This window comes from Paraburkholderia sp. RL18-085-BIA-A (genome assembly GCF_046027075.1).
Taxonomy (GTDB): domain Bacteria; phylum Pseudomonadota; class Gammaproteobacteria; order Burkholderiales; family Burkholderiaceae; genus Paraburkholderia.
In genome coordinates, this window is record NZ_JARESU010000246.1 from 1 (window position 1) to 7,389 (window position 7,389).

Here is a 7,389-nt window from a genome sequence, read left to right on the forward strand (position 1 = left end):
CAGCAAGCAGGACATCTTCAATTTGCGCGAAGTGAAAGCAGTTTAACGGTGTCACGCAGGCCCGGCTTCGTGCCGGCGCCTGCGGATACGGCGCCTCTCTCGGACGCCGTATCGAGATCTGTGTTTTTACTTGTTGGGGAGCGCGCCATCCATGCAAACAACCATCGACTTCGAGCAGCTCGTCAACGCAATCGGCGACGCGATCATCATCTCGGATGCGACGGGCAGCATCACCCTGTGGAACCCCGCGGCCGAGCGCATGTTCGGTTTCACGCAAAGCGAGGCGTTGGGAAAGTCACTGGATCTGATCATCCCCGAGCGTTTGCGCGGCCGTCATTGGGACGGCTATCACAAAACCATGGCAACGGGCGAAACGCGTTACGGCAACGACGTGCTGCGCGTTCCCGCCGTGCAAAAGGACGGCCGCTCGCTGTCGATCGCCTTTACGGTGGCGCTGCTGCATTCGCCGGAGCGTGAACTGACTGGCATCGTAGCGGTGATTCGCGATGAAACCAGCCGCTTCCAGGAAGATCGCGCGCTGCGCAAGCGCCTCGCGGAACTGGAAGCGTCAGCGGGCGCTTGAGTGGCCGCACAGGAGAATTCCGATGCATGTAGAAGTATTGGGTAAATACCGGCTTGAGTTGTCCGCGATGCAATGGATTCACAACGGCGGTTGGGCCGCCTACGTGGCGATTCGCACTGTCGAGGAAAATCATCCGGCGCAGCCTGACTTGCTGCCGTATCAGCAGGTTGTCGACGAATCCATTTTTGAAAGCGAAGCGGCGGCGATCGCCGGGGCGCGCCGTGCCGCGATGGCGCTGCTCGCGCCCGCCGTCCGAAAACGCCAAGCCTGAATTGCGTACGACGTCGAGGCAAACGCGCCCGACCGGCTTGTCCAGAACAACCACGATTAATTGAGGGAGACTCACGATGGGCAGAGCATTGGAGGATGTGAGAATCCTCGACTTCACGCATGTGCAGTCGGGCCCGACCTGCACGCAGTTGCTCGCATGGTTCGGCGCCGACGTCATCAAGGTCGAACGGGCGGGAGCGGGCGACATCACGCGCGAGCAACTGCGTGACATTCCCGATGCGGACAGCCTCTACTTCACGATGCTCAATCACAACAAGCGCTCGATCACGATCGACACGAAGCATCCCGAAGGCAAACTGGTTCTCGAGGAACTGATCCAGTCGTGCGACGTGCTGGTGGAGAATTTCGCCCCCGGCGCACTCCACCGGATGGGTTTTAGCTGGGAGCGCATCCAGGAGCTCAATCCGCGAATGACCGTCGCGTCGGTGAAGGGCTTTGGCCCCGGTCCCTACGAAGATTGCAAGGTGTACGAGAATGTTGCGCAATGCGTCGGCGGCGCGGCATCGACAACCGGTTTCGACGATGGTCCGCCTGTGGTGACCGGCGCGCAGATCGGCGATAGCGGCACGGGCCTTCATCTCGCGCTCGGCATCGTTACGGCGCTCTATCAACGCAAATCGACGGGCCGCGGCCAACATGTGCTGGCCGCGATGCAGGACGGCGTGCTCAATCTGTGCCGCGTGAAGTTGCGTGACCAGCAGCGGCTCGAGCGCACTGGCGTGATGAAAGAGTACCCGCAGCATCCGAATGGCACGTTCGGCGAAGCGGTGCCGCGCGCCGGCAACGCGTCCGGCGGCGGTCAGCCTGGCTGGATTCTCAAATGCAAGGGCTGGGAAACCGACCCGAACGCGTACATCTACTTCATTGCGCAGGCGCCGGTGTGGGCAAAAATCTGCAACGTGATAGGCCGTGAAGAGTGGACCACGGACCCGAACTATGCGACGCCCGCCGCACGCCTGCCGCATCTGAAAGACATTTTCGCCGAGGTCGAGCGCTGGACCATGACCAAGACGAAATTCGAGGCGATGGACATCCTCAACAAGTACGACATTCCGTGCGGCCCGATTCTCTCCATGAAAGAGATTGCGGAAGAGCCGTCGCTGCGCAAAACCGGCACGATCGTCGAAGTCGATCATCCGGTGCGCGGCAAGTATCTGACGGTCGGCAATCCTATCAAGTTGTCGGACAGTCCCACGGAAGTCACGCGCTCGCCGCTGCTCGGCGAACACACCGACGAGGTGATGGCCGAACTCGGCTACACCGCGGATCAGATCGCCCATTTGCACACCGTCGGCGCGATCTGAGCGCATTGGCAGAAATCGCCCCCGGCGTTTCGACACACGCATAACAAGACCTTGCGGCGCGACCTTTCCGGTCGCGTCTTCGCAACACAATATTGCAGGAGACAATCCGATGACATCGTGGATACGTTTTCGTCTCGCCGATGGACATACCCGCTTCGGGACATTAAGCGAAGAAAATGTCACTGAATACGCCGGCGAGATGTTCGGCGAATCGACATCGACTGGCAACGTGCACGACGTCGATGAACTGACGCTGCTGAGCCCGTGCGTGCCGACCAAGGTCGTCGCGCTGTGGAACAACTTTTACGCGCTCTCGGAGAAGCTCGGCAAGGCGCCGCCCACGCATCCGCTCTTTCTGATCAAGCCGCCGACCTCGGTGATCGGGCAACGCGAATCGATTCGGCGGCCGCCCGCGTATCGCGGCAAGATCGCCTACGAAGGCGAGCTCGCCATCGTGATCGGCAAGCGTTGCAGCAACGTATCGGTCGAAGCGGCGAGGGACTACATCTTCGGCTACACGTGCATCAACGATGTCACCGCCGCCGAACTCCTGAACGAAGACGTCAATTTCGCGCAATGGTGCCGCTCGAAGGGCTTTGACACGTTTAGCTGCATCGGCCCCGCGATCCGGCGCGATTTCGACTGGGGCGCCGCGCGCGTCGTGACGACGCTCGACGGCGTCGAGCGGCAGAACTATCCGCTCGCGGACATGATTTTCTCGCCGGCCGAACAGGTGAGCCTGATTTCGCAGGACATGACGCTCGAACCGGGCGACGTGATCGCGTGCGGCACGTCGATCGGCGTGGGCACGATCAAGGATGGCGCGACGGTCGACGTATCAATCGACGGCATCGGTGTCCTGTCGAACCCACTCGCCCTGGAGAGTTGACATGCCGATGACGATTGCCGTGCCGCGCGAAATCCGCGACGGCGAAAGGCGTGTGGCCGCGACACCCGAAACGGTCGGCCAGTTGCTTAAGCTCGGCTTCACGGTGAATGTCGAAACCGAAGCCGGCGTACGCGCGTCGTTCGATGATGATGCGTACCGCGCAGCCGGCGCGCGCATCGTGAGCGATACCGGTGCGTTGTGGGCCGATGCCGATATCGTGATCAAGGTGCGCGCACCGGAACATCACCCGGCGCTCGGCGTCAGCGAAACCTCGCTGCTCAAATCGGGCGCCACGCTGATCAGTTTCATCTGGCCCGCGCAGAACGAGGGGCTGCTGGAACAGCTCGCCGAGCGCGGCGCGAGCGTGATGGCGATGGACTGCGTGCCGCGCATTTCGCGTGCGCAAAAGCTCGACGCGCTCAGTTCGATGGCGAACATGGCCGGCTATCGCGCGGTGATCGAAGCGGCGCAGCACTTCGGGCGCGTCTTCACCGGGCAGATCACCGCGGCGGGCAAGATGCCGCCGGCGAAGGTGATGGTGATCGGCGCGGGCGTCGCGGGACTGGCGGCGATCGGCGCGGCGCGCGGGCTCGGCGCGATCGTGCGGGCGTTCGATACGCGGCCGGAAGTCGAGCAGCAGGTCGAAAGCATGGGCGCCGAATTCCTCAAGCTCGACGTCGAGGAAGAAGGCAGCGGCGCGGGCGGCTACGCAAAGCAGATGAGCGCGAAGTTCATCGAAGCTGAGATGGCGTTGTTCGCCGCGCAGGCGAAGGAAGTCGACATCATCATCACGACCGCGCTGATTCCAGGCAAGCCGGCGCCAAAGCTGATCACCGCGGCGATGCTGGCAAACATGCGGCCGGGCAGCGTGATCGTCGATATGGCGGCCGAGCAGGGCGGCAATTGCGAACTGACGCAGCCGGGTGTCGTGGCCGCCGTCAACGGCGTGACGATTATCGGCTACATCGACTTGCCGAGCCGGATGGCGACGCAATCGAGCCAGCTGTACGGCACCAATATCCGGCACCTGCTCACCGATCTGACGCCGCAGAAAGACGGCACCGCGCGTATCGACATGAATGACGACGTGATGCGCGGCGCAACGGTGGTGTACGAAGGGCAGATTAGTTGGCCCCCGCCTCCGCCAAAACAGGCGGCGATCGCGGTGCACAAGCCGGCGCCTGCAAAGGACGCTGCCGCCACTGCCTCCGATGCGAAGGAGCAGGCTCGCGGCTCGCGCTACACCTCGCTGATTCTGCTGGCGGCCGCCGCATTGGGGCTGCTCGCGTTGGGCGCGGTCGCGCCGGCCGCCTTCGTCGCGCACCTGACCGTGTTCGTGCTCGCGGTCTTCGTCGGCTATCAGGTAGTCTGGAACGTCACGCCCGCGTTGCACACGCCGCTCATGAGCGTGACCAATGCGATCAGCGGAATCATCGTGATCGGCGCGCTGCTGCAACTCGGCACGCCGAACGCGCTGGTCACGGTGCTCGGTGGCATTGCGTTACTGGTCGCCACGATCAACATCGCCGGCGGGTTCCTTGTGACCCAGCGGATGCTGAAGATGTTTCAGCGCAATTAAGGAGAAGTCAATGCTGAACGGAATCGGCAACATCGCCTATCTCGGCGCAAGCACGTTGTTCATTCTTAGTCTGCGCGGCTTGAGTCATCCGAGCAGCGCGCGGCGCGGCAATCTGTACGGCGTCGCCGGCATGCTGATCGCGGTCGTCGCGACCCTTCTGATCGCGCAAGGCGGGGGGTTCGAGGTCGTGCTCGCGGCAGCGGTGATCGGCGCGGCAATCGGCGCATTGCTGGCGCGGCGCGTCGAGATGACGCAAATGCCGCAACTGGTCGCGGTGCTGCACAGCTTCGTCGGGCTCGCCGCGGTGCTGATCGGCGTGACCAATTATCTGATGCCGGCCGGCGAACTCGGCGAAGCGGAACGTGCGATCCATCTGGTCGAAATCTACCTCGGCGTGTTTATCGGCACGGTCACATTAACCGGTTCGATCGTCGCGTTCCTCAAGCTGCAAGGCACGGTAAGCGGCAAGCCGCTCGTGATTCCAGGCCGGCATTTGCTGAACCTCGCGGTGCTCGTGTTGTGCATCGTGATCGGCTATCGCTTTCTGGCGGTGCCGGCGGGGGCCGACGGCGTTGTCGCACTGCTCGCGATGATCGTCCTGGGAGCCGCGCTCGGCGTGCATCTGGTGATGGCGATCGGCGGTGCGGATATGCCGGTCGTCGTATCGATGCTCAACAGCTATTCCGGCTGGGCGGCGGCCGCCACCGGTTTCATGCTGAGCAACGATCTGCTGATCACGACTGGCGCGCTGGTCGGCTCTAGCGGCGCGATTCTCAGCTACATCATGTGCCGCGCGATGAACCGCAGTTTCGTCTCGGTGATTCTTGGCGGCTTCGGCACGGCAAGCGGCACCAGCTCGGCGGATATCGCGGGCGAAGTCGTGCCGACCACCGTCGATGAAGTCTGCGCGATTCTGCGCGGCGCGTCCGAGGTGATCATCGTGCCGGGCTACGGAATGGCGGTCGCGCAGGCGCAAACGACGATCAGCGACATTACGCGCAAGCTCGAGGGACTCGGCGTGCGTGTGCGCTTCGGCATCCATCCGGTGGCGGGGCGCTTGCCGGGCCACATGAACGTGCTGCTTGCGGAAGCGAAAGTGCCGTACGACATCGTGCTCGAAATGGATGAGATCAACAAGGACTTCACCAATACGGACGTCGTACTCGTGATCGGCGCGAACGACATCGTCAACCCCGGCGCGCTCGAGGACCCGGGCAGCCCGATCGCGGGGATGCCGGTGCTCGAAGTGTGGAAGGCGCGCACGGTGGTCGTGTCAAAGCGCAGCATGGCGACCGGGTACGCGGGCGTGGACAACCCGCTCTTTTACAAGGACAACACGCGGATGCTGTTCGGCGACGCGAAGGGCAGCGTGGACGCGTTGCTCAGGCAACTAGAGGCCGCCTGAGGAGCAGGCTGAAAAGCAAGCCACACCGCCGCCCACGACGGAGACAAAACCATGCCGAAAACGAACCTTGCCTCTGCGGCGGTGCGCTGGTTGCTGAGCTTCGCGCCGCATCCGGTGACGGTCAAATGGCCGGAGCGTTTTCGGTCGTGTGTCGGCGCGTTGTTCGGCATCGCGTTCACTGGCGGTTCGATGCATTTTCTGGTCGGCGCGGATGCGGCGATGCCGCTTCTGGTCGCGCCGATGGGCGCATCGGCCGTGTTGCTGTTCGGCCCGCCCGCGAGCCCGCTCGCGCAGCCGTGGTCCATCATCGGCGGCAATCTGGTATCGGCCGTGGTCGGCGTCACGTGTGCGAGCTGGATTGCGAATCCGGTTGCGGCCGCGACGCTCGCCGTGTCGCTCGCGATCTGCGCGATGTTCGCGCTGCGCTGTGTGCATCCGCCCTCGGGGGCGGTCGCGTTGACGGCGGTGCTCGGCGGTCCCGCGATTCATGCAATGGGCTACCGTTTCGTCCTTGAGCCGATTGCGATTCAGTCGATTGCGCTGCTCTGCGCGGCGCTCGTGTTTCATGCGCTGACGGGGCATCGTTATCCGCACGTCGCCGCGCAGAATCCGCAACAAGGCGCGGCCCCGACGCCGGGTTTCACACGGGCCGATCTGGATGCGGTGCTAGCCAAACGCAGCGAATGGCTCGATATCGACGCGGACGATCTCGAAGCGCTGCTGCGCGAGACGCAAATGCAGGGGTACGCCCGCGCGTTGAACGAGTTGACCTGCGCCACGATCATGTCGCGGCCGACAGCCGCAAGCACGGAAGCCGCGAGCGCTGACCCGCGCGCGGCTAGCGTGAATACGCCGATTGCTGATCTCGTGCCGCGGTTCGCGAATCACGGGCATCACCATATTCCGGTGCTGGACGCCGACCGGCGGCTCGTTGGGATGGTGACGCCGAGCGATCTGATCACCGGCTTGCATCGTCACGTGCAACGCTCGCGCATTCGCGCTGCTTGACCACCGAGATCATCCGACGCAATCACGACTTGCTCCCGTCCTCATCGACGAAATCCGGTGCGCTCCGGCCGGCATCTCCCGCCAGCGCCTCCCAGTGACGATGTCCGCATTCCTTGATCAGCCAATTTTCGGATAGCCCCGTATAGGCCAATTGTGGCATCCCGGCGCGATAGCCCTGTGTCGTTTGCCGCATAGCCCGTCAGCGTTACCGGGTAACTGACTCTTGTCCAGATGCAGTCGGCTGTCTGGTCGACCCGGACATGCCGATCACCGACACTTCCGCGTCATGGAGACGACGTCGCGGTCACGCTCGTGACGCGTCCTTCGGGT

Annotated in this window: 7 protein-coding genes and 1 pseudogene; 7 read left to right on the forward strand and 1 reads right to left on the reverse strand. The window is 63.3% G+C overall.

What is annotated here, in order from left to right:
* Positions 1-151: 151 nt before the first annotated feature.
* The 7 genes from P0D89_RS49865 (at position 152) to P0D89_RS49895 (ending at position 7,059) form a co-directional block, all read left to right on the forward strand.
* Complete coding sequence (locus P0D89_RS49865) at positions 152-583, forward strand: PAS domain S-box protein (protein WP_408370173.1); 432 nt, start codon at positions 152-154, stop codon at positions 581-583.
* Positions 584-605: 22 nt separating this feature from the next.
* Entirely contained in the window at positions 606-854 is a 249-nt protein-coding gene (locus tag P0D89_RS49870; protein ID WP_408370171.1) for a hypothetical protein, read from the forward strand.
* Positions 855-930: 76 nt separating this feature from the next.
* Positions 931-2,178, forward strand: coding sequence for a formyl-CoA transferase (gene frc / locus P0D89_RS49875; protein ID WP_408370168.1), 1,248 nt, complete (start codon positions 931-933; stop codon positions 2,176-2,178).
* Between the two features lie 109 nt (positions 2,179-2,287).
* Positions 2,288-3,067 (forward strand): fumarylacetoacetate hydrolase family protein, encoded by a 780-nt coding sequence (locus tag P0D89_RS49880; RefSeq protein WP_408370165.1) that lies wholly within the window; start codon positions 2,288-2,290, stop codon positions 3,065-3,067.
* A gap of 1 nt (position 3,068) precedes the next feature.
* Positions 3,069-4,646, forward strand: coding sequence for a Re/Si-specific NAD(P)(+) transhydrogenase subunit alpha (locus P0D89_RS49885; protein WP_408370162.1), 1,578 nt, complete (start codon positions 3,069-3,071; stop codon positions 4,644-4,646).
* Positions 4,647-4,656: 10 nt separating this feature from the next.
* Positions 4,657-6,051 (forward strand): Re/Si-specific NAD(P)(+) transhydrogenase subunit beta, encoded by a 1,395-nt coding sequence (gene pntB, locus P0D89_RS49890; protein WP_408370159.1) that lies wholly within the window; start codon positions 4,657-4,659, stop codon positions 6,049-6,051.
* Positions 6,052-6,102: 51 nt separating this feature from the next.
* Entirely contained in the window at positions 6,103-7,059 is a 957-nt protein-coding gene (locus tag P0D89_RS49895) for an HPP family protein (RefSeq protein ID WP_408370157.1), read from the forward strand.
* Positions 7,060-7,084: 25 nt separating this feature from the next.
* On the opposite strand, the pseudogene P0D89_RS54755 reads toward P0D89_RS49895, so the two are convergent.
* Positions 7,085-7,252, reverse strand: a pseudogene (locus tag P0D89_RS54755) (Pnap_2097 family protein); the annotation flags it as partial.
* Positions 7,253-7,389: the final 137 nt, after the last annotated feature.